Source organism: Burkholderia sp. WP9 (assembly GCF_900104795.1).
Lineage (GTDB): Bacteria > Pseudomonadota > Gammaproteobacteria > Burkholderiales > Burkholderiaceae > Paraburkholderia.
Genome location: NZ_FNTG01000002.1, coordinates 2,219,306 through 2,242,483, shown reverse-complemented (window position 1 = coordinate 2,242,483; position 23,178 = coordinate 2,219,306). Strand labels below are relative to the sequence as shown.

Annotated in this window: 16 protein-coding genes; 9 read left to right on the top strand and 7 right to left on the bottom strand. The window is 60.6% G+C overall.

Annotated features, from left to right (window positions below; all coding sequences use genetic code 11):
• Positions 1–217: 217 nt before the first annotated feature.
• Positions 218–1,984: a cyclic peptide export ABC transporter gene (locus tag BLW71_RS31195; RefSeq protein WP_091809090.1), complete on the top strand. Its 1,767-nt coding sequence runs from the start codon at positions 218–220 to the stop codon at positions 1,982–1,984.
• A 66-nt stretch (positions 1,985–2,050) separates the two neighbouring features.
• Here the strand turns inward: BLW71_RS31195 and BLW71_RS31190 are convergent, their stop codons facing one another.
• From BLW71_RS31190 to BLW71_RS31160, 7 genes are all read right to left on the bottom strand, one after another.
• Entirely contained in the window at positions 2,051–3,124 is a 1,074-nt protein-coding gene (locus BLW71_RS31190; protein ID WP_286162159.1) for an ABC transporter substrate-binding protein, read from the bottom strand.
• A gap of 68 nt (positions 3,125–3,192) precedes the next feature.
• Positions 3,193–4,008 carry a siderophore-iron reductase FhuF gene (gene fhuF / locus BLW71_RS31185; protein ID WP_091806336.1) on the bottom strand — a complete coding sequence of 272 codons (816 nt, stop codon included), beginning with the start codon at positions 4,006–4,008 and terminating at the stop codon, positions 3,193–3,195.
• A complete protein-coding gene (gene fhuB, locus BLW71_RS31180; protein ID WP_091806333.1) occupies positions 4,008–6,116 on the bottom strand; it encodes a Fe(3+)-hydroxamate ABC transporter permease FhuB in 2,109 nt (702 codons plus the stop codon). The genes fhuF and fhuB overlap by 1 nt, the downstream gene beginning before the upstream one ends.
• Complete coding sequence (locus BLW71_RS31175; protein ID WP_091806329.1) at positions 6,113–6,979, bottom strand: ABC transporter ATP-binding protein; 867 nt, start codon at positions 6,977–6,979, stop codon at positions 6,113–6,115. The genes fhuB and BLW71_RS31175 overlap by 4 nt, the downstream gene beginning before the upstream one ends.
• Positions 6,976–7,998 carry a TauD/TfdA family dioxygenase gene (locus BLW71_RS31170; RefSeq protein ID WP_091806326.1) on the bottom strand — a complete coding sequence of 341 codons (1,023 nt, stop codon included), beginning with the start codon at positions 7,996–7,998 and terminating at the stop codon, positions 6,976–6,978. The genes BLW71_RS31175 and BLW71_RS31170 overlap by 4 nt, the downstream gene beginning before the upstream one ends.
• 72 nt (positions 7,999–8,070) lie before the next feature.
• Entirely contained in the window at positions 8,071–8,310 is a 240-nt protein-coding gene (locus BLW71_RS31165; RefSeq protein WP_091806324.1) for an MbtH family protein, read from the bottom strand.
• 129 nt (positions 8,311–8,439) lie between these two features.
• Positions 8,440–9,111: an RNA polymerase factor sigma-70 gene (locus tag BLW71_RS31160; RefSeq protein WP_091806321.1), complete on the bottom strand. Its 672-nt coding sequence runs from the start codon at positions 9,109–9,111 to the stop codon at positions 8,440–8,442.
• A 472-nt stretch (positions 9,112–9,583) separates the two neighbouring features.
• Between BLW71_RS31160 and BLW71_RS31155 the strand changes: the two genes are divergently transcribed.
• The 8 genes from BLW71_RS31155 to BLW71_RS31120 all read left to right on the top strand — a co-directional run bounded on the left by BLW71_RS31155 (position 9,584) and on the right by BLW71_RS31120 (position 23,110).
• Positions 9,584–11,740: a collagen-like triple helix repeat-containing protein gene (locus tag BLW71_RS31155; RefSeq protein ID WP_091806318.1), complete on the top strand. Its 2,157-nt coding sequence runs from the start codon at positions 9,584–9,586 to the stop codon at positions 11,738–11,740.
• Positions 11,741–11,819: 79 nt separating this feature from the next.
• The gene (locus tag BLW71_RS31150) at positions 11,820–13,088 is read left to right on the top strand and encodes an isoprenylcysteine carboxylmethyltransferase family protein (RefSeq protein WP_091806315.1); all 1,269 of its coding nucleotides are present in this window, start codon (positions 11,820–11,822) and stop codon (positions 13,086–13,088) included.
• 801 nt (positions 13,089–13,889) lie between these two features.
• Positions 13,890–16,181 carry a YjbH domain-containing protein gene (locus BLW71_RS31145; RefSeq protein ID WP_286162158.1) on the top strand — a complete coding sequence of 764 codons (2,292 nt, stop codon included), beginning with the start codon at positions 13,890–13,892 and terminating at the stop codon, positions 16,179–16,181.
• A 102-nt stretch (positions 16,182–16,283) separates the two neighbouring features.
• Complete coding sequence (locus BLW71_RS31140; RefSeq protein ID WP_091806309.1) at positions 16,284–17,003, top strand: hypothetical protein; 720 nt, start codon at positions 16,284–16,286, stop codon at positions 17,001–17,003.
• Positions 17,004–17,657: 654 nt separating this feature from the next.
• Positions 17,658–19,073 (top strand): undecaprenyl-phosphate glucose phosphotransferase, encoded by a 1,416-nt coding sequence (locus BLW71_RS31135; protein ID WP_091806307.1) that lies wholly within the window; start codon positions 17,658–17,660, stop codon positions 19,071–19,073.
• A 136-nt stretch (positions 19,074–19,209) separates the two neighbouring features.
• Positions 19,210–20,382: a polysaccharide biosynthesis/export family protein gene (locus BLW71_RS31130; protein WP_502686861.1), complete on the top strand. Its 1,173-nt coding sequence runs from the start codon at positions 19,210–19,212 to the stop codon at positions 20,380–20,382.
• Complete coding sequence (locus tag BLW71_RS31125; protein WP_091806301.1) at positions 20,379–20,831, top strand: low molecular weight protein-tyrosine-phosphatase; 453 nt, start codon at positions 20,379–20,381, stop codon at positions 20,829–20,831. The genes BLW71_RS31130 and BLW71_RS31125 overlap by 4 nt, the downstream gene beginning before the upstream one ends.
• A 56-nt stretch (positions 20,832–20,887) precedes the next feature.
• The gene (locus BLW71_RS31120; protein ID WP_091806299.1) at positions 20,888–23,110 is read left to right on the top strand and encodes a polysaccharide biosynthesis tyrosine autokinase; all 2,223 of its coding nucleotides are present in this window, start codon (positions 20,888–20,890) and stop codon (positions 23,108–23,110) included.
• Positions 23,111–23,178: the final 68 nt, after the last annotated feature.

The following is a 23,178-nucleotide window of genomic DNA, read 5'->3' as shown; positions in this document are numbered from 1 at the left end:
ATTGGTGTGACGATCCGCAATCGCAAATCTTTACCGCGCATGGCGTTTTATTTGGACTGCATCATTTCGTCGTGGCAGATCGCTGTGCGCGGTAAATGTTTGCTTCGCCCATTCGTCTATCAGGCGAGGGGCGAGTCTTCGCGCCCCGCTGAATGGCCGCATGCACGCATGCGCTGCGATTTACCGATCCATTGCGACCCACTGCGACACCTTGCCGATGACCGCTGCCAACGAGCGCTACGACGCGCCACCCTCGCCTTCTTCCTCTCCCTCCAGTTCCACGGCCAAGCCCGCCATGCGCCTGATCGTGGCGCTGCTCAAGCGCTCTCGCGGCTCGTTCGCGATCGCGTTGAGCGCCTGCGTGCTGAACGGCATCGCCAGTGTGCTGCTCGTTGCCACCTTGAGCCGCGCGCTGTCGCAAGCGGGCGCCGCCGATATGTCGCTCGCCATGCGCTTCGCGTTGTGCGCGGTGATCGCACTCGTCACGCGTGTCATCACCGGCGTGCTGTTCGCGCGCCTTTCGCAAGACACGATGGCGCAGTTGCGCGAACACGTCGCGCGGCGTGTGGCCGAAGCCGAGTTGCGCGATGTCGAGCGGATCGGCGCGGCGCCCGTCCAATCCGTGCTGACCGACGACGCCACCAACGTCTCGATGCTGTTCTTCGCGTTGCCCAATCTCGTGATGCACGGCTCGATCGTGTTCGGTTGCCTGGGTTATCTCGCGTGGCTATCGTGGCCGGTCTGCCTGCTCGCGCTCGCCGCGATCCTGGTCGGCTCGCTCGGCTATCACGCCGGCGACAAGCGCGCGATCGCCTCGCTCGAAGCCGCGGGCCGCTCTCAGGACAAGCTGTTCGGCTACCTCGGCGCGCTCTTCACCGGCGCGAAGGAACTGAAGCTGCACCAGGCGCGTTCGCGTCAATTCGTGGACGGCCAGCTCGGCTCCGCGATCGACGAAGTGCGCGATCATCGGCGCCGGGCGTTCAGCGCCTATGCGGTCGGGGTCGGCTGGATCGTGTTCCTGTTCTACGTGTTTCTCGGCGTCGCGGCGTTCTGGCCGGCGCTCGGCGTGCATGCCGACGCGCCGTCCGCCTCGGGCTACGTGGTCGTGTTCCTGTTCATGCTGCTGCCGCTGGACGGCCTGCTCAACAATGTGCCGACGCTGAACGCCGCGCGCGTCTCGCTCGATCGCATCGAGAAAGTGATGGCTGAATTCGGCGCGCTGCGCATCTCGCCGCCGCCCGACGAAAACGCTTCGCATGCGCCGTATCGCACGCTTACGCTCAGCAATGTCACACACTCGTACTTCCACGAGCGCGATGAGCGCATGTTCCGTGTCGGGCCGGTCAATCTGACCTTCAGGCCGGGCGAACTGGTGTTTATCGTGGGCGGCAACGGCAGTGGCAAGACCACGCTCGCAAAAGTGCTGACCGGCCTCTACGAACCCGAAGACGGCACGATTGAATTGGACGGCAAGCCTGTCGGCTTCGCGGAACGCGCCGCATATCGTCAGCGTTTCACCGCCGTGTTCAACGATTTTCATCTGTTCGACGCGCTGCTCGGCATCGTCGATCCGAACGACGCCTCGCGCGCGCAGGAGGATGCCCGAGCCAACGCGCTGGTCGCGAAGCTCGCGCTCGATCACAAGGTGCAGGTCGTGAACGGCGCATTCTCCACACGAGCGCTTTCCACAGGACAACGCAAACGCCTGGCACTGGTGGTCGCGTATCTGGAAGACCGGCCGTTTTATCTGTTCGACGAATGGGCGGCGGATCAGGATCCGCAATTCAAAGCAGTGTTCTATGAGCAACTGTTGCCGGAGTTGCGTTCACGCGGCAAGACAGTGCTGGTGATCAGTCACGACGACCGTTACTTCCATCTCGCGGACCGGGTGTTGAAGCTGGAAAACGGCAGTATCGTCAGCGAGACGCATGGTTCGGCACAGGCGGTGCTGAGCCCGGCCGCGGCCAACGGTACGATGGGATGATGAGGTGAGAGATCTGCAAGCAGAGCGCTGTTTTTTCTGCGCTCTGCTTGTTGGAGCGTGGGTCGCTTACTTCTTTACTGCGGGCTTCGGCAAGGACAACAGCATGTCCGTCATCGTATCGGCGAGCCGCAATGCCGACATCGGCCCACCAAATCCCCAGATATTGCGCTCGACAAGCCCAACGCGCCCCGAACTTCGAGCCGGCACGAAACGCCAGATCGGCGAATCGAGTTTGGTGGCGAGCGGGACATCTTTTCCAGTCGCACTGACGAACAGCACGGTCAGCGCCGGCTTCTTCAATAGATCTTCCGAACTCACGTATGCGGTGCCTTCGCGAGTCGCTTCGGCGGGCCACGGATCGAGTCCGAGCGCCTGCGCGACACCCGCCGCCGTGCTGTTGCCCGTGAACGCCCAGTAGCGGTCCGGCAAGCCCAATTCCTGCAACCAGGCCACCTGTTCGCCACGGCGGCCGGCTTCGGCAAGGCGCTGGGCGTCGCGGGCGAACCCGGCATCGACCTTCGCCTCGACCGCACGCGCCGCCTCTTCGCGTCCGGTCAGGCAACCGATGGTGCGCAGAATCTTGCGGCTCCAATCGAGTTGCGTGACGTGGGCGCCGTCTTCGGTGAAGTTCGGGCCGTATTTGAACAGTACAGTCGGCGCGATGCGTTCCAGTGCCGCAAAGATCGGCGCATGGCGCAAACCGACGCCGAGGATCAGATCGGGTTTTACTGCCGCGATCGCTTCGAGGCTCGGCTCCTGCCGTGTGCCAATGTCGGGCACCGATGCGAGACGTGCATTGTCGTAGCCGATCCACACCGGGTAGTACTCGGGATCGGCCATGCCGACCGGCGTGATGCCGACTGCCGCGAGGTCTTCGGCGAACATGAATTCGAGCACGACGATACGCTTTGGCTGTGCGGGCAATGTCGGACTCGATTGCGAAACGATCGGATTGTCGGCAAGCGGTGTGCAGGTTTCCTGCGACGTTTTCGGGTTGGCCACGCGAGTTGCGAGGCCTGTTTTCGTTGCGGCCGCGGCAGTGCTAGTGCTAGTGCTAGTGCTAGTGCTAGTGCTAGTGCTAGTGCTTTGTGCGAACACATACGAGTTGGAAAACAACGTTGCCGCCACAGCGGCGGTCACGCAAAGCTGCCTGAAACGCTGGATTTTATTTGCATGACGTGGCTTGGGCGCCGATGACGCCACCCTCGTCATCGTGACGCGGTCTGCAATGCGATCTCCGCATCGCTCATTGTCAATAGCAGGGGGCAGCGTCCGCACAGTTGCGTCTCTCCGGGAATTTCATAACGTACACAGCACACGCGCCGTGCGCTGAACGGGTTCGGCAGACTGGCGGCGCGCGGCTTTGCCTGACGCACCGGCAGACGCAGCGGATTGGCCTCGCCATTGGCACCAAGCGGACCGAACAGCCATGCCATGTCGTCGCTCAAATCGAATTTCGGCGCGCACTGTTCGAACAGGTAGTCCAGCAGATTGCCTGCGTTGCTCCACAAAACGCGCGGCGCGATTCGGGTCAGCGCGCACAGTGTCTCGATCACCGCATTCAAGTGCTCGACGGGCGGCGCATATCGGCGAGCAGGTTCACATTCGACGGGCTGCAGTGCATCGCATGCGAAATACGCGGCGATGGGAAGGCCGTCGCGCAGCACGACATGCGTTTTATCCGGCGACATGACGAGCGGCCTGCGCAGCAACGCCGCCGCGACGAATCCGGCGGTCGCGGTGAAACCGAAGTAGTACTTGGTCCATTGCGACAGCAAAGCGCGTGCATGCGTTTCGCGCTCGCCGCCGTATAGCTTGACCATCGCATCGAGCAATTCCGTGCGATGGTTGGCCAGTTCACTAACAGGGATCACAGTCAGCCTTGCGGTTGGGCCAACGGCGAGTGCGGGTTCATCAACCGCGTTCGGCGTACCGAGCCACACATGCTCGAGATAATGCGCGATCGACTCCGGCGCGAAGCCCGCAAAGCAGCGCGCTCGCTCGTCATGCACAGGTTGCCGCATCACCGTTTGCCCCGCTTCTCGCGACGCGCCTCCACGATCAATAGCGCAAGCAGATAAGGCGCACCGATCAATGCGGTCAGCACACCCGCGGGAATTTCGCGCGGTGCCAGCAACGTGCGCGCGGCGATATCGGCCACGACCAGCACCAGTGCGCCGCACGCCGCAGCCAGCCATAAGCGCGTGCGATGAGCACGCGCGCCGAGCATCGACGCCAGATGCGGCGCCATCAAACCGATGAAACCAACCGGCCCCACCGCGGCCACCGCCGCGCACGCAGCGAGCGTCGCCACGGTCAGCACCAGCGGACGCAGCACGCCAATCGGCAAACCGAGCGAGGCGGCCTGATCGTCGCCCAAGGCGAGCAGATCGAGCGGACGCGCGAGCAGCGCGAACACCGGCACGGCCAGCACGCACCACGGCAGCAGCGTCGCCACTTCGCCCCAACTGCGCCCGTACGTGCCACCGACCAGCCACACCACGAAGCGCGCGGGCTGCACGCTTTGCTGGGTGATGAGCCATTGCGACAGTGTCGTCCACAGCGTGCCGATCACGATACCCGTGAGCGCAACCGCGAGCGGCGCATAGCGATGCCGGCGATTCAGCACGAGGGTCAAGGCCAACGTGATGCCGCCGCCCGCAAGCGACGCGACGGTCAGCGTCGAATGTGCCGCGAGCGGCCACATGACGAGCGCCGCGAGCGTTGCAAGGCCCGCGCCTTGCGTCACGCCCAGCACTTCCGGACCGGCGAGCGGATTGCGTACGATGCTTTGCATCAGTACGCCGCTCGCGGCGAGCAGCGCCCCCGCCAGCAATGCGCAGATAAGGCGCGGCAGACGCAGATCGAGCAGCATTCTCGCCAGCTCGTCGCGATGATCGAAGGCGGCGAGCCAACGTTGCACACCGATCGTCGTCGGGCCGAACGACGCGCCCGCACACACGATCGCGATGCCGAGCAGCACTAATATGCTTGCCGTCAACGGCCAGGGCCACCTATCAACAATGCGCACGAGGCGCGTGCCAGTTCGTGCGACGGCGCGGTCATGACCGGCATGCAATGCGCCCGACCACGCGGCGCCGCTCCGGATCATCGCCAGCATCAAAGGCGTGCCGACGAAGGCAATCGCGACGCCGGTCGAAAGGGTTGCGTCGAGATCGAGCGCCTGCACGGCGCTATCGGTGACGAGCACCAGCGCGCCGCCGACCAGCGCGGACAAGGGTACGAGCGCGGCCAGCCTCGAAGACTTCGCGCCGCGTATCTGCCGCAGCAGATTGGGTGCGATCAGGCCGACATACGAGAGCGGTCCGGCGACACTGACCGCGACGCTCGCGAAGCCCACCGCCACCACCATCGCCGCGAGCCGCGTGGCATCCACCCGAACGCCGGCCGCCGCGGCGGCATCGTCGCCGATGGCGAGCGGATCGAGCGGGCGAATCACGAACGGCAACGCGATCAGCGGCAGCACGAGCCAGGTTGCCGCGATCTTCAACCCGGCCGCGCCAGGTTGATACAGACTGCCGCTCGCCCACAACGACACGCCGACGATGCTCTGCTCGAAGAACGCAAGAATCAGCGTGGTCAGCGCGGAGAACAGCAGCATGCAGACGCTGCCGGCAAGGACGAGCCGCAACGGCGTCGCGCGCCAGCCGCCCGCAGCCGCGGCCACGCACGCCGCCGCGCCGAGACCGCACGCGAACAGCAGCGGCACGGACGCCACGCCGGCCAGCGACGGCACCAGCATCGCGGCGAGCAAGCCGAGCTGCGCGCCGCCGGTAATGCCGAGAAGATCCGGCGAAGCCAGCGGATTGCGCGTCAGCGACTGGAACAACGTGCCCGCCACTGCAAGGCAGCCGCCTGCCACCAGCGCCGCGAGAATGCGCGGCACACTCAGGTCGAATAGCAGAATGCCGGCGAGCTGCGCGGCGTCGCTGTCTGCAGGCGCGGCGAGCCATGCGCGAAAACCGGGCGTAATACGCATCACAGACACGACGACGATAAACGCGACTAGCGCGGCGGCGATCGTGGTGACGCGGCTTCTGACGGGCGCACGGTAGCTGTTGAGCGCCGGCGCATTGCGGCGCATGCGTTTGCGCGCTGCCAGCGTCGTCATGCGGCGAGGTCCTTGCTCGTGGCTTCTTCAGGAAGCGAGGCGGAGGCGCTGGCGATATCCACTGCATCGCCGTCATACGCCGGCACGCACATCGGCGCACCCGTTTGCGGATGCGTGATCTTGAGCATCGGCACACTGAAGGTTTCGTTCAGGTGGCGCGGGTCGAGCATTGCATCGGGCGACCCTTGCGCAACGACGCGGCCGGCGCGCATCAGCACGATTTCGTCGCTATAGGCCGCGGCCTGGTTGAGATCGTGGAGCACCCACACGATCGTGAGGCCGCGCGTTCGATTCAATCGGCGCAATTCGCGCAGAATGTCCAGTTGATGATGGATGTCGAGATACGTAGTCGGCTCGTCGAGCAGCACGATCGGCGCCTGCTGTGCCAACGCCATCGCGATCCACGCGCGTTGCCTTTCGCCGCCCGAGAGCGCGGCGACGTCGCGCGCGGCGTCGGCCGCGAGTCCGCTGGTCGCGAGCGCTTCGTCGATCGCCGCGTGGTCGGCGCGCGACAGTCCGCGCAGCCAGCCGCCGTGCGCGTAGCGGCCGTACGCGACCAACTCGCGTACGGTGAGGCCCGAAGGAATCTGGTTGAACTGCGCGAGCATGGTGAGCGTGCGGGCGAGTACACGGCGCCCGTGCGAAGCGAGCGGCACGCCGTTGACATCGACACTGCCGGACAAGGCCGGTTGCAAACCGGCGAGCGTGCGCAATAGCGTGCTTTTGCCGCAGCCGTTCGGTCCGCACAACGCCGTGACGCGGCCGGCCGCGATGTTCAGGTTCAGACCGTGGAGCACGACGTGATCGCGATAGCCGACCGTCAGCGAATGCGCCGCGAGCGCCACGCCCTGCGATTCCGTCATTGCGCGGCCATCCGTTTTTCGCCTTCGGCTTCGCTATAGCTTCGGGCCATCGCCACCACGACTTTGCGTGGCCCTTCGAACGGATCGCGAGCATGCGCGGTGAGCATGTTGTCGAGCATCAGCACGTCGCCGGTCAGCCACGGAAACACGATACGTTGCTGATCGAGCACGCCGCGGATCTCCGCGAGTGCGTCCGCTTCGAGTGGTTCACCGTCGCCGTAATAGACGTTGCGCGGCACGTTTTCCAGGCCGACTGAGTCGATCAACGCCTCCTGCATGTCTTCATCGAGCGACGAAAGGTGGAACAGGTTCGCCTGATTGAACCAGACGTGCTCGCCCGTGCGTGGATGACGCGCCACCGCCTGGCAACGCTCGCGCGTGCGCAGCAGCAGTTCGCCGTCTTCGCTATCGCGCCACTCGCACTCGATGCCACGCGCGCGGCAAATCCGCTCGACCGTGCGCGGGTCGTCCGAACCGAACGCCTGCTCCCAGGGCAGATCGAGCCCTTGCCCGAAATTGCGCACATAGAGCAGTTCACGCTTCGTAAAGCGCTCGACTAGCGACGGATCGAGCGCACGGTAGATCGCACGGCTATCGGCGATCGGCGTCGCGCCGCCTGAGCGTGCAGCCAGCGCGCAGTGAAACCAGATACGCAAAGGCCATTCGCGCGTGTACGACTGTTCGTTATGCAAAGGAATCGAGCGATGCGGCGGATATTCCGTCGACGTGTAAACCGCGCCCTCCACCTGGCTGCGCGGCGTCGATGCGAATTCATAGCCGATCAGCGGATGCCCGAACGATCCCGCGAAACGTTGAAACGCGTCGATCGAGCCCACGTGAAAACCGGTGAACAGAACACCGCCCGCGCGCTCAAGCGTGTCGTCGACTATCACGCGCAGCAGCGGCGCCGCTTCCTCCAATGAAATCGCTGCGCCCGCGCGTGGCGAGACGATAGTCGGCAGACCGGGCTCAATCGATAGATCGGCGAGCGTGGGCAGTGGCATCGAAAGCATGGTCATACTCTGAATCCTTTTGCTGAAGCGGCGTGGCCGGGCGCATGCCCGAGGCTGCCGGATTTCACTGCGCGCGCTTTACGCCGTTCCGTCCATGTGGCGGCGCAAGCTGGCAGGACGCATGTCAGTCCATACCGTCTCGATGTGCGCGAGGCATTCGGCTTTCGGACCACTCACGCCCACTTCGCGCCAGCCGGCCGGCACGTCGCGGAATGTCGGCCAGATCGAGTACTGCTCTTCGTCGTTGATGACGACCGTGTAGGCGAGGTCGTCCGCCTCTTCTGCTGCCGTGCTGGAGGTCTGCTGTGCTTGCGTCATGATGAAAGGCTCAGTCGATGAAAGGTCAAAATGCGCCCGGACAGTGCGCTCGCATGTCCCGGCACAGCGGTGTCCGCGTGTTGCGCGCGCACCGCTTCTATTCAGTTGACGTTTGGAGTGCGCGCTTTTTTACCGCCGACGCGCGCGGCCACTGCAAAACGCGGGACCCGCCACGCCGCGATTGCAGGCGTCGAGGCAATCAGCGCAATGCTTCTCCGCGTCGCGCACCATGAAATGCACCAGCGTCTGCGAGACGTCGAGTGCGCGCGCCGTGCTTTGCAGCGTTTCTTCGCGCAAACGCACCATTTCGAATGCGGCGCGACTGCGCGGCGGCAGTTGCTCGAGCGCGTTGTAGACGTGCCGCAGCGTGTCCCTTACGAGCAGCGCGGCTTCCGGCGAGGGTTCCGGTGATGGCACGTGCAGGCCGTCGTCTTCGTCGGCGTGATAGGTGTTTTCGAGGCTCTGGCGGCGAAAGGCGTCGATCGACGCGTTGCGCACCATGCGCGTGACGTAGGCGACCGGTTGCCGCACCGCGTCCTGATCCGGAAAGTCGACCAGCTTGATGAAGACGTCGTGCACCACGTCTTCCGCGAGACTCGCGCAACCCACGAAACCGCGCGCCAGGTTGACGAGCATCGGGCGGTGCTCGATCAGCACGTCGAGCAGCGTGCCCTTCTCCCAATTCACCGGGCGCGGGTGGGCGCGAGTGCGGCGCGAGACGGGGGGACAGGCGCCGCCGGCGCTGAGAACCGCTATAGGCATCGCTGTTGAAGGCTCTCGCCGGACAAGCACCTCAGCCATAGATTCGCTCCGTTTTGTCAAAGGACAGGGCACCAATCTAACGTAAACGCGAATCATTCTCAATCAAGATTGGGAATGACCTTACAGTTTTCGATAGTTTTGTATGGTGATTCGGGGGGCGTAGCGGTGGGTGGGCGACGGTCGTTGCTTCTGGCCAGCGGCAGCTTTGATTGTTTTAGGTATCCGTATGATTTTTTTCAGACGTATCGAAGGGATCTCGAACGCGGTGAGAGTTGGCTGCGCGATCGATTGACGGCAGTTTGCACTGTTACGTTAGGCTGCGGCGTTACGTAGCACGCAAGCGGAACATGATTTTGTCGAGTTGAATAAATTGCTGTTTTTGCAATTTATATTTCATATATATCAATAAAATTCGATATATATTCTTTTCATTATCAATGTTACAGCACAACAGACCTTGGCGTGCATCTTGCAAGAATGTCCCTATCAACAGTCGTTCTACGGGGACATCATGAAGAAACTTGCCGGTCGGACAGCCATCGCTGTTGCGACATCCACATTACTCGCGCTCTACGGTTGCGGATCGACACTTCATACCCCAAGTATCGGTGGGGGCGGACTGGGGGGCACTTCGGGCACTTCCTCGGGCACGTCCGGCACTTCCGGGACGTCGGGTACTTCCGGTACTTCCGGTACTTCGGGCACTTCGGGCACTTCGGGCACTTCGGGCACTTCGGGCACTTCGGGCACTTCGGGCACTTCGGGCACTTCGGGCACTTCGGGTACCTCGGGTACGTCGGGCACTTCGGGCACTTCGGGTACCTCGGGTACGTCGGGCACTTCCGGAACGTCGGGCACTTCCGGGACGTCGGGTACTTCCGGGACTTCGGGTACTTCGGGTACTTCGGGCACTTCGGGTACCTCGGGTACCTCGGGTACCTCGGGTACTTCGGGTACCTCGGGTACCTCGGGTACTTCGGGTACCTCGGGTACTTCGGGTACTTCGGGTACTTCGGGTACTTCGGGTACTTCGGGTACTTCGGGTACTTCGGGTACTTCCGGAACGTCGGGCACTTCCGGGACGTCGGGTACTTCCGGTACTTCGGGCACTTCGGGTACCTCGGGCACTTCGGGTACTTCGGGTACTTCGGGCACTTCGGGCACTTCGGGCACTTCGGGCACTTCGGGCACTTCGGGCACTTCGGGCACTTCGGGTACCTCGGGTACCTCGGGTACCTCGGGTACCTCGGGTACCTCGGGTACCTCGGGTACTTCGGGCACTTCGGGCACTTCGGGTACTTCGGGTACTTCGGGTACTTCGGGTACTTCGGGTACTTCGGGTACTTCGGGTACTTCGGGTACTTCGGGTACCTCGGGTACCTCGGGTACCTCGGGTACTTCGGGCACCTCGGGCACCTCGGGTACCTCGGGTACGTCCGGCACCTCGGGTACGTCCGGCACCTCGGGTACTTCCGGCACCTCCGGTACCTCTTCCACCCCCATCGGCACTGTCGTCACCCAAGCTAGCAATCTCATCACGGCAGTCGGCACCACAGTCGCCGATACCGGCACCAAGGTCACGGGCACGTCGATTCCTGGCGTGAACGGGGCAACGACCGCCGGCGTTGGCACCGCTCTCACCGACCTCGGCAACGGCGTGAAGGTGCTGGGTAACGGCACCGCCGCCGGCCTCGGCACCCTGGGTAGCGCGGCCAATCCGCTCGGCCCGACGCTGAACTCCACCACGGGCGTCATCTCGAATGCCGGTGCTGCCGTCACCGCACTTGGCGGTGCGGTGTCGAGTCTCTCGAGCGGCCCGCTCAAACCCCTCTCTCCGGTGACTTCGACGCTCGGCAGCATCGTCGATGGCGTGGGCAGCGGTGTCGGTTCTGTCGGAGCGGGATTGAACACCACGCTCTCCAGCGCGCCGGTCCAGCAACTCGAGACCGGACTCAGTTCCGCGATCAACCCGATCACCCTAGCCGTCTCCAACACGACGCAGACCATCGGCAACGCGACGGGCCTCGGCACGCCGCTGGACAAGCTGCTTGGCACGCTCGGCAACGGACTCAATGCGGCCGGGGTAAAAGTGTCGGGAGCCACGGGTGATCAGGTCGGCAAAGATGTCGGCGGAATCGTGAGCCAATTGGGTAACACCGTCACGAGTGCGGCCGGATTGCTCACTGGCGCGACCACCAATCCGCTCGCGCCGATCACGGGTTTGCTCGGGCCGCTCGGCGGACTCGGCGGCACTGGCAGTTCGGGCGGCGTCTCCATTCCGCCGTTGACTGGCCTGATCGGCAACCTCGGATCGCTGGGCGGCGCTACCGGAGGTTCCAGCGGCACAGGCGGCGCTGCCGGTCTGCTGGCACCCGTCACAGGGCTCCTCGGCAAGGTCGGCTCATTGGGTGGGACGACCGGCACGAGCAGTCCGCTCGCGCCCGTCGTGACCCTGGTCGGCTCGTTGACGAGCGGCGTGACGGGCGCACTCAATGGCGCCTCGCAAGGAAGCACGCCCGCCAATCCGCTCACGGGTCTTGTCAGCGGATTGACCGGCGGCTCAGCGAGCGGCACAGGCAGCAGCGGCTCGACCAGCAAGAACCCGCTTGCGCCGGTGACGAACCTCGTCGGCGGATTGCTCGGCGGCGTGGCGACAGCCGGCAAATAAGCGTTACGCAAGCACAGCGGCCGGGCGCAAAAAAACCAACAGCCCGGCCGCCGTCAATGTCATGACTACGAGGGATGACATGAACTCCACTTTCAATACGGTCGCGCGCACGCACGACCCGCGGCCGCGCTCGGCGACGCCGTTTTCGATTGGCTTGCTAGGGATCGGCGTCGGATTGCTCACGCTCTGGTTGCTACGCGACAGCGGTTCGATCGATGGCGCGACGCGCAGCACCGTTGCCTGCCTCGCAATCATCGCGACCATCGCAAGCTACGAGCTATTCGTCGCGCGAGTCTATTTGCGCCCCAGCGCCGGTCTCGCGAGTCGCGCGGTGCGGCCGCTGAGCATCGTGCGCGTCGAATTGCGCCTCGCGGCGCTGGCCTCGGTGTACGCTGGCATCGGCGCGCTTTACTGGCTGCTGCCCGAGTATCACGGCGCCTTCTATAACCCGTTCTGGTCGCTGCTCGGTACGCTAGCACCGTATGTGCTCATCGCGGCACCCTTCTACTTTGCGTGGATGGACCGGCATCAGCGCGAAACCGACGACGCGTACCTGCTATGGGCGCGCTTCTTATTTCGCGGCGTGCGGCCGGCGAACTGGCGCCCTGTCCGAGAGATGCTGGCCGGGTGGATGGTGAAGGCGTTCTTCCTTCCGCTGATGATCGTCTACCTGTCGACTAATGCGGACCATCTGAATGCGTCGTTGACGACCGCGCTGAATGCGCCGTTTTCGCTTGCGACTTTCCGGTTTATGTATGACCTGTCGTTCGCGATGGATCTGATGTTCGGCACGGTGGGTTACCTGTGTACATTGCGCATTCTTGATAGTCACGTGCGCAGCGCTGAGCCGACCACGTTGGGTTGGCTCGTTGCACTGATCTGTTATCAGCCGTTCTGGTCGCTGATTTCCAACCAGTACATCCGCTACGAAGGCTCGGTCTTCTGGGATAGTTGGCTTATTTCGATGCCTGTTGTGCGGGTAGTCTGGGGTGCTGTCATCATTGCTTTGCTGCTGTGTTATGCGCTGGCGACTATTTCTTTTGGCTTGCGGTTTTCGAATCTGACGAATCGCGGGATCATTACTTCGGGACCTTATCGGTTCACCAAGCATCCGGCTTATATCGCTAAGAATCTGTCTTACTGGATGGTGACGGTGCCGTTTGTCGAACCGATGGGGTGGAAGGTTGCGGTGACGCATTGTGCGGCGTTGCTTGCGGTGAATCTGCTTTACTTCCTGCGCGCCAAAACAGAAGAAAAACACTTGATGAATGATCCGGCGTACCGGGAGTACGCGGAGTGGATCGGGAGGAATGGGGTGTTTGCGAAACTTGCGCGGGTGTCGGGATGAGCGAGGCGGGCTGCGTGAGGACCCTGCGTCCATTGCACGTTCAACTGAAAAAAATCGACGTTCTGATTTGTTGAGTTAGCCGTTGCGGATCCATCGATTGCGTAGAGAACCCGATAGGTTCGAGGCAGAAAACGCCACCAAAAGACAGCCCACGGATACCCAAATTCGTACGCCCTGGATACCGCGATAGTGTGCAATTGAAGCGCTCGGATCGGCGCACTAGAGATAACGCTCGCCAACTCCCTTTCGCTGTTCCCGGCCGCAGCAAACCGTTACGGCCTACGTAACGTTACGAGTCCGCAAACCAGTAAGTTTGCGATCTGCTCGCATCGCTTGCGGAAGCTCCTCGAATACCGTAAAGGCCTTGTCCGACAAGGACTCTCTCCGTTCACATCAAATCCGCTCCGCCTCAACGCATCAATTGGCACGCTTGCTGCTTTAGATTTTCTGGTGCGCAACGCAGAGAACGACTGCGGGCACACACGGTGGACAGTACATTTCCTCAATCGCCTTTCCAGTTTGGTTGGCCACAGGCTTTTTGTCCTATCGGCCGAATTCCAGATTGCGTGCAATTCCGCGCTTCTTCGCGCACGCGTGTGGTTTTGTATTTGCGAAAAGTGCGATTGCTGTAGCAAGAGAGACGAGAACTGCTCAGGCAAACACAAGTTGAGCGGACCAATAAGAACGTTTGGCGCGAGAGACCAACACGGGGAATAGAATGAACAGGGCGAATTTTGCGTGGCATATAAAAGCAGGAGGTCTGAATGGTACTAACCAGGGGCAACGTGCGCAATGCGCCGAATGACCCGCGCGCAGCGCTCGCAGGGCCTCCGTTCTTCTCCGCATGCTTTTGCGTTCGCAGCAGCATTGTCATTTGCGGCGTCGGCGCAGGCGAGTGAGCCTGCGCTGAACTCGCTGGGACAGGCCGGAGGATTGGTTATTCCCTACGCTTTCGCGCTGCCCAACGGCATGGCGGAGGCACAATATAACGATTACGTGGATCCGCAGTATGGCAAGCGGGCAACTGGTTCGCAGATCTATTGGGCGGCCTTTGGCATCTTCCCGTACGTGGAAATGTCGGGGGGATTGGCGAACTATCCGACAAACGGGGGCGCAGTATTTACCAACGGAGAGCACACGATTCTCCGGCATTTGACAGCCGAAATAAAAGTAGAAGTACCTCGCTTCTTTAAATATCAGCCGTCCATCGCTTTCGGCGCGACCGACGTCGGCGGCCGGACGCATTATTTCCGCTCAAAGTATGGTGTCGCGTCGCAAGCATTCGGGCCGGCGACATTAACCTTAGGCTACGGCCAGGGTGACAGGCTCGACGGGTTGTTCGGCGGCATCCAGCTGTCGCTCTGGAAGACCGGCTTCTCGCTCCTTGCTGAAGATGACGCAAAGACACCGTATGCAGGTTTGCGCTATCAATCGCCGCGCATTAGCTGGCTAGCGGACGCAAACCTGATCGGAACGGTGACACGATCACTGCGCTCCACGGACGGCGCGTCGCCACGCACGTCGATTGCGATTGCTGTGCAGATACCTCTCGGCAGGCGCTTCGACGCAGCGCGTTGCGGCGACGGTCTTTGCGAAAAACAGCAGACGTCCGCTAGCGATACTGTGACGGACATTACTGAAGAAGAGGTCATTCGACGCGACACGCTCAGGCCTGTCAGTCTGCCCATTGCCGACACAGCACCCTCCCTTGCTGCAGCGCCGATCGCCTATGTGCCGCCGTTGCAGGCTTATGCGTCTGCGCTGTTAAGCGACGTATCGACCGCCCCACCGCAGAAGGAGATCGATACGTTCTCCGACTCACTGGACACCTCGGCGCTCGACGCAATCGCAACACAGATTTTTTCCGCGGGCCTTGAACGGGTACGCGTGGGGATGGCGGGGCATGATCTGGTCATCGAATACGAAAACCATCGTTATAACCAGAACGAGGCGGACGCGCTCGGCATTGTCCTGGGCATCGCCAGTATCAATGCGCCACATGAAACCGATAAAATTCGCGTGGTCATCAAGAAAGCAAATGAACCGCTGGGTGAAGTGGCCGTGGATCGGGAAGCATTCGCACAATTCATCAAGGGCGGAGCACCCACTGCTGCAAGCGGATCGATAACGATGCGCACGCGTCCAACCTACGACGCCGACTCCATCGCCTGGCACGGCGACGAACGCAAACATGGACTGACGCGCATCCAGATCGAGCCCATTGCGAGCTACCTGTACGGCACGGAGTACGGCAATTTCGATCTCTCTCTAGGTGCCAATATAGAAGGCTTCGTGCCGCTATGGCGTGGCGCGGAGTTCTATGCGAGTTATATCGCGCCGCTGTACAACACGAAAAACATGGACAGCGGCCGCGTCTTCAGCGACTACCGCTTACGCGGCGGCCTATCGACGGTGGCGTTGGGCCAGAGCTTCTGGATTGCGCCGCGGGTCCTTAACGTTGCGGCCATTGGGAAATTCGATTTCGATTACATCGGCGTTCAGAACGAGACGACGCTGTTCGTCCCTGGCCGCCCTGATCTGGTTCGCCTTCGGCTCGCCTATCTGCATCACGAACCCGGGCATGACACGCTGCCAAGCGAAAAGAACGCGATGCTCACGTATCGATGGGTCCAACCAGCTTGGAACCTATGGGTTGAAGCGGGTGTAGCACGCTACGTCGGCGGCGATAAAGGCCCTTTGATTGCCGTCACTCGATGGTTCGACGACGTATCAGTCAGCGTGCATGGAGAACATAGCGGTCAGGGCAGCTTCGTTGGCGCGTCAGTCAGTTTCCCGTTGACCCTGCGTCAAGGCATGAAGCCAGGTATCACCCAAGTGTACGGCTCGGAGCAGTTTGCGCTCGATTTCCGCTCACGCGTGGGCTCGACAAATTACCTGTCGCCGGACGCGGCGCAGAACATGGGCTTCCCGTACAGCACACAGCAATACCTTCTGAACCAAGGGCGATTTAGTGGTGAGTATTTCTCGACCCAGCTCTACAGAATGCGCGATGCCTATCTCCGCTACGCGAACCCGGATGACAAAGCGAATCGACCTGACTCCCTGAGCGACAGGGCGCGCGTGGAATTCTAAAGCTGCGCTTTTGCATGACAGATAAGAGTAGTGCGCAGGCGCAGGTGAAATGCAGGTGCCATCGCCAGCTAACCGTAAGTGATTTTCACCTTGGAGAAAAAAATGAAACTTCTAGACGCTGCAGCGTCGCGTACCCTTAAGTTCGGATCTATTTTTCTGGCAGCCGTGGCACTGACCGCTTGTGGCGGCGGAGGCAACCCTGCACTAGGCTCGGTTAGCGGCACCGCTGCTATCGGCGCACCGTTGGCGAACGCGAGTATCCAGTTGGCTTGCAAGAATGGCTCAGGCAGCGCCGCTGCTAATGCAAACGGTGCGTATTCGGCCGCGTTCAATTTCGACGGTCCCTGTGCCATCACTGCGTCGAGCGGCGCGGTCACCATCCACTCCTTTGCTGCCGGTACCGGCACCTACAATGTGACACCGCTCACCCAATTGCTCTTGAGCTATCTCGCGGGTCAGCTCGGAACGACCGTCGACGGGTTGCTTGCCGGCATCACCTCAAATGCCTCGTACCAGTCCGCACTGACTAATCCAACTATCATTGCGAACGCTCAGGCCGGTGTCGCTCAACTGCTGAAGACGATGTACGGCATCACGCTCTCATCTTCGTCGTTCCTCACCGTTTCATTTATACCAGGACAACCGGGCGCCGACGCCGACCTCGAGACGTTGCGGGCGGCCGGCGCGATCACCAGCGACGGCCAGCCGGCAGCGTCTCTCGCTGCAGCAGCTGTCTCGGCGGGCGCGGCTTCACCGATTGCTGGCAGTGGCAGCAACGGCGCCACGGGTGGCACGGGCGGGACTGGTACGACCACCAAGTAATGCGTCAGACGCCACACGGTGGCGTCTCTCGACTTTCAATCACACCACTGATTGCCGGCATCCCTGTCGGCTTCGTACAGCCACTTCACAGGAAATTCAGAAGCAGGACGTTACGGCACGCCGTTACGTTACGGCGCCGCGAAACCTGTGTGATTGAACGCTGCGGATGATCGCGCGCAAGCGTGAAGCCCTTGTCAGGCTTGATTCTGCAACGAGATGGCAAACTTTACGTCCTCAATTTTCATCCTGGCATATTTACTGCTTTAACCCTATCGCTGCGCAAAAGACGCAGGCAACAGAAAACGGGGAAAGCAAATGAGTATCTCTTTCAATAGCTCGGTCTGGCTCGGGGTGGGCCAGTCCCGTGGCAACTCACGCCACGGGAACGCACCGGGCGCGGCAGCACACTTTCGGCCAATGAGCGACGGCATTTTGCGCGACCGCGCAAAGCATCGGCGCTGCTGAAAGTCGTTGTGTGACCGATCAGCCAGCAGCTCAACCATCCCCTCCGGAATCAGTAAGACCTCGGCTTCGTCGACAGGCTGAGCTCTCGTAACAGAGGAATGCTAAAAAACAAAATCCATCTTGTCATGAGACGGATTATTCCAGGTGTGCGACGTGCGCCTGGAAAATGTATAGGACACGGCCCATAGCATGAACGCTACATCAATTGCACATGAGAGCAAGAAGTCGGCGGGCGTCCATGGATTGCTCGCGCGAGTCCTCGACGTCTCGTTGATCGTCGGCGGTGCTGTTTCAGCTTCGCAGATTCGCTTCGACGATCTGACAGCGGCTCACGTAGACACTGGTTTCATCGCATTTGCCGCGGCCTTCGCGTTGGCGCTCTTTCCAGTGTTCGGCGTATATCAATCGTGGCGAGGCCGCTCCATGCTTCGCCTGATCGGTCAGATCAGTCTAGCGTGGCTAGTCGTGCAAGGTTGCGGGCTGGTTCTCATGTTCTCGTTGCATCGGACCGATTTCATCTCGCGACTTTGGTTCGCCTACTGGACGGGCACGACTGGTGCAACGCTGATCGTCTCGCGATCGTTGACGTATGCACTGCTGCGGCGCGTCCGCAATGCAGGTCTGAATTTGCGCAGCGTTGCGGTTGTTGGCCGCGGATCACATTGCCAACAAGTGGTGCGTAGCATCCAGGCAGCCCGTACCAGTGGTTTTCGGGTAACCGCCGCATTCGACGTGCATCCGGGTGAAGAACGTTCCGCCTCGAACACACCACTGTTCGATGATTTCCGCGATTTCTCCGAATTCGTTCGGGCCGAGAATCTCCAGGAGATCTGGCTTGCACTGCCTCTGTCAGAGGAAAGCATGATCTCGCGCTGTCTGCACGAATTCCGTGACGACCTGGTCAACATTCGTTTCCTCCCGGATGTGAGCAGCCTGGCCTTGTTCGACAGCAGCGTCATCGACCTCATCGGCGTGCCGGCCATCAATCTCGTCGCGTCGCCTTTGTCGTCGCACGCCTTACTGAAGAAAGATATTTTCGATCGGGTATTTGCGATCGCGGCGCTGGTCTGCGTGGCCCCTCTGATGGTTTCCGTTGCAGTCGCAGTCAAGCTGTCCTCACCCGGTCCGATCTTCTTCGGGCAAAAGAGAAAGGGAGCCGATGGACGCGTATTCACGATCTACAAGTTTCGGACGATGCGAGCCCACGCCGCCGAGCCCGGCGTCATCAAACAGGCGTCACGCAACGACCCACGGATTACCCGAGTAGGCGCTTTCCTGCGTCGCACAAGTCTGGATGAATTACCGCAATTCCTGAACGTGCTGAGAGGCGACATGTCGGTGGTCGGGCCGCGCCCGCATGCCATTGAACACGACGAACTCTACCGGACCATCGTCGACGGATACATCCACCGGTACCGGATCAAACCTGGAATCACCGGATGGGCGCAAGTGAACGGCTTTCGAGGAGAAACCGACCGCGTCGAGAAGATGCAGAAGCGAGTCGAGCATGACTTGTACTACCTGAGGAACTGGTCCTTCGGACTGGACATGAAAATCGTACTGGCAACCGTGGTACGCGGATTTATGCACCGCAACGCGTATTGAGGGAATTTGAACAGGTTTCCGCGGAGCAAAAAACTATAACAACGGCTAGCGCGTCTTGATGACTCAATCGGTTGACACATCGACGACTCCGACCAGCTTACCTAAAAAAGAAATGAACGATACGAGGGTCTATCTTATGGGACATTCGAAAACAACTCCTGAACACGGTGCCGCGCGTCAATATCGACGGCACGCACGCGGACTTTTATGTGTTGCACTCTGCTACGGACTCGTGGCATGTGCAGCCGCGCCTGGTATGCGGATGCCGACATCCGCAACCTTGCCGACGGGAAACAGCGACGCGCAAGGCGCTCAAGCGGATCTGCAAATTCCGATCGTCGACATTAACACCGCACTAATCAAGAAGCTGCGCGAGACCGCCGATCAGACGAGCACGGATCAAACGCGTGAATTGTCTGGACTGTCCGGACCTTATACGCTCGGCCCAGGCGATGTACTGCAGATTACCGTCTGGGACCATCCCGAACTCGCAGCCGCATTGGGCACGCAAAACCAGAACAATGCCCGACCGTTCGATCCTGCCCAAGGCTTTGTGGTCGACAACAGCGGCAACATACAATTTCCGTATGCAGGCTCGATTCATGTATCGGGTCTCCGTGTCGAACAGGCTCAGCAAGCAGTGTATGCAGAGTTGTCGAAGGTCTTCATCAAGCCGCAACTCACCGTTCGAGTCACATCGTTTCGCGCCAAGCAGATTTATGTGGACGGCGAAGTCAGGACGCCCGGCGCTGTGCCGGTCAACGACATTCCGTTGACGCTCTACGAGGCGATCAATCGTGCCGGTGGCTTTAGCGCGACCGCCGACCAAAGCCGGATGGTTCTGGTTCGCAATGGCGTTTCACATCGTCTGAACCTTTCAAAGATGCTCGAGAGCGATCAGAACCCATCCAATATCCTGCTCAAGAACGGCGATCTGCTGAGAGTCGTATCGCGCGACGACAACGGTGTGTTCGTCATGGGCGAAGTCAATAAGCCGATCACCGCGCTACCAATGAAGAGCGGCAAGCTCACATTGAGCGATGCGCTTTCGCAAGCCGGAAGCCTGAATACCGCCAGCGCGGACGCGGCCCAACTCTATGTGATACGCGGGTCGACAGAATCACAGGCCGAGGTATTCCATCTCGACGCCCACTCGCCGGTATCAATGATCCTGGCCAATCAATTCGAATTGCAACCGAAAGACGTGGTGTACGTCGACGGCAACGGCCTCGTGCGTTTCAGCCGCGTATTGAGTCTGCTTCTTCCCGCCATCAATGCTGGTCTAACTACGGCGATTGTGACGAAATGATCGATACGGTACTCATAGTCTGTGAAGGCAATCTCTGCCGCAGTCCCATGGCGCAAGGGCTTTTGCAGCGGGAATTGTCCGACGTCGAAGTGACTTCAGCCGGTCTTTCCGCTGCCAAAGGCGCACCGATCGACAGCTTTGCGCGCGACATGCTGTCGGTTCGAGGGATCGACATGTCATCTCACGCGGCCCGGCGTCTCAACGAGCGAGTGTGTGGCGCGGCTGACCTGATCCTGGTCATGGAGTTGACTCAGAAGCAGGCAATCGAAACGTTCTACCCGACCACCCGCGGACGCGTCTACCGACTGGCAGAGGCAGAGCACGCCGATGTACCGGATCCCTTTGGCCGCTCGGCGCGCATCTACGATCAGGCAATGGCTCTAATCGAACGAGGTGTTCGGGACTGGACAAAACGCATTGCGGATCTGTCCCGGGGTTCGCGTACATAACATGATGAGTTGGTGAGTCATGCCAATAAACCGCTGAAATACGAGTTCACAAAAAAATGAAAAATCAATTTTCCCGCGACGAGGACGAAATTGACATTCGTGCACTTATTGATGTCATTTTCAAGAATAAGAAGTTGATAGCTGCGGTCACTATCGTATGCCTTGTCTTCGGCGTGACGTACGCGTTCCTCGCGACGCCGATCTATCGCGGCGATATCACGGTTCAGGTTGAAGACAACTCCGATATCGCGGGCGCGGCAGCCGGTAATCTGATGAGCGGTTTGACGTCTATTTTCGACATAAAATCGACCGATGATGGGGAAATGCAGATCCTCGACTCGCGACTTGTCACGGCGAAAATGGTCGACGAGTTGCGCCTTTACATCGACGCTAAGCCCAAATACTTTCCGCTATTTGGGGCATTCGTTGCGAAGCACAGAAGCTCGCTGTCGCAACCGGGAATTTTCGGCGTAGGCGGATACGCATGGGGCTCGGAAAATATCATCGTCGATCAATTCGACGTACCTGGTGAGTTTGAAGAAGACAAGTTTTCCGTCACCGCACTGGGTAACAACCGCTATCGACTCTCGGGCAGCGACCTCGACGCCGATGTCACCGGTGAGGTCGGCGTCCCATTGGTAGCGAACACGCCTTCCGGGGCGGTCAAGCTGCTGGTGTCGCAATTGAGCAGCAGAGAGAACGCAAAGTTCGAGCTGAAACGCTATTCCCGAATTCAGGTCCTGGAGCAACTGCGAAAAGATCTGGTGATTACGGAGATGGGCAAGGATCAATCCGGCGTGATTGGCGTGACCTATGACGATCAGAATCCCGCGCGCGCGGCTGCAGTTCTGAACAAGATCGCCGAAAACTACGTCACCCAAAACGCCGACCGAAAGGCGGCAGCAGCCGAGAAGTCGCTTGTCTTCCTGAAGAGTCAACTTCCGGAGGTAGAGCATAGCCTGAGACTCGCTGAGGATCGGCTCAATGCTTATCAGAACCGCCACAAGGTCGTGGACCTCAGCGAGCAGGCAAAGGCCGTGTTGGGACAGGCTGTCGAGGCGCAGTCCAGTCTGTTCCAGCTCGAGCAGAAACGGAAAGAGCTCGCAACGATGTACAGCGCGCAATATCCCGCTGTGCTTGCCTTGGATCAACAGATTGCCGCCGCGCGCGCGCATATCGACAACTTCAACGAGTCGATCCAGCGACTTCCCGACGATCAGCAGAATATTGTCCGACTGAATCGAGATGTGACCGTGCAAACGAGTCTCTACGTCGGCTTGCTCAACAGCGTTCAACAACTGCAACTCGCCACAGCAAGCAAGATCGGCAATGTGCGTGTGATCGACCATGCACTAGTCGCCGACAAACCGACGAAACCGAAGAGAGCCCTGGTCATCGTTCTGGCAGCCGTCATCGGGTTGTTCGGTGGAATCGGATTCGCTTTGGTCCGTTCAACGCTGTTCGGCGGTCTGACTGATCCTATGGATATCGAACGTGATCTGTCTCTTGACGTCATTGCGACTATTCCGCTGAGCGATACCCAACGTCAATTGACGCGAGTCCGGGAACGCGGTGGCCGTCGCGGTCCGTCGATTCTCGCACTGGCGCGGCCGCAGGAACCGGCCGTCGAAGCCATTCGAAGTCTCTGCACCGCGTTGCAATTCGCCCTGCTGGAGAACCCGAAGAACAACGTCATCCTGATGACCGGGCCCTCGGTCGGGATCGGCAAGTCGTTCACATCCGCAAATCTGGCCACTCTGCTGGGGATGTCCAAGAAGCGCGTGCTTCTGATGGACGTGGATCTTCGCCGCGGCCATCTGGCTGCCGAGTTCGACGTGTCCGGAAAAGTCGGTCTCTCCAATGTGCTTCGCGGCGACATGTCACTGGATGCGGCCGTCATCAAAGATGTTTCGCCGAACGTGGACTTCCTTGCGACGGGTCCGCTACTGGCGCAGCCGGTCGAACTACTGTCGTCGGGTGGCATAGCTAATCTCCTCGCGGACGTGTCCAAGCGATACGACATTGTTCTACTGGATTCACCGCCCGTCCTTCCAGTCACCGACGCCACCATCTTCGCGCCCTTCGCCGGAATTGTTCTTCTGGCAGCGCGTTCGGGCATGACCAGCAGTGGCGAGCTTCTCGAGTCCGCCAAACGAATCGAGCGCGTTGGGGCAAAAATCACCGGGATTGTGTTTAACGGCTTCAAACCAAGTCTGCGCTCCGCGCAGTACGGGGACTACGGCGGCTATGCGTACCTGAGTAATGCGTCTGACACGTAATCGGGCGACTGCAGACCATGAGGCAACCGGAAGCTTTTCTCCATTGAAAATTTATCAAGCGACGAGAC